The sequence below is a fragment of the Rhizobium sp. Rhizsp42 genome (assembly GCF_047304155.1).
In the GTDB taxonomy this organism is placed as follows: Bacteria; Pseudomonadota; Alphaproteobacteria; order Rhizobiales; family Rhizobiaceae; genus Rhizobium.
Genome location: NZ_JBGLYS010000142.1, coordinates 1 through 276, shown reverse-complemented (window position 1 = coordinate 276; position 276 = coordinate 1). Strand labels below are relative to the sequence as shown.

The following is a 276-nucleotide window of genomic DNA, read 5'->3' as shown; positions in this document are numbered from 1 at the left end:
GCTTCAACACGCCGAGCGGCCAGGCTTTCGGCGTGCTCGCCTCCGCGCCGGGCATCCACGCCGCTGCGGTCGAGCGGCTAGCGGATCGTGGCGAGCAGATCGGCCTCGCCCGCAGCGACCATTGCGATTCGCAGCGCGATCGAATTGGGCTTGGCGACCATCACCAGGTCGCCGTCGACCTTGGGCAACTGGTCGGCCGGCACGCGGGCGCCAGCGAGCATGTCGCGTGGGGTGACGGCAAGGCGCACGCCGTTGCGGAAGGCGCCCTGCCCCGCC

Annotated in this window: 1 protein-coding gene; it reads right to left on the bottom strand. The window is 72.1% G+C overall.

Translation table 11 applies throughout. The features are described from left to right. Window positions 1-77: 77 nt before the first annotated feature. A partial coding sequence (locus ACCD05_RS31865) for a hypothetical protein (protein ID WP_413397676.1) occupies window positions 78-276 on the bottom strand: 199 nt, incomplete at its 5' end.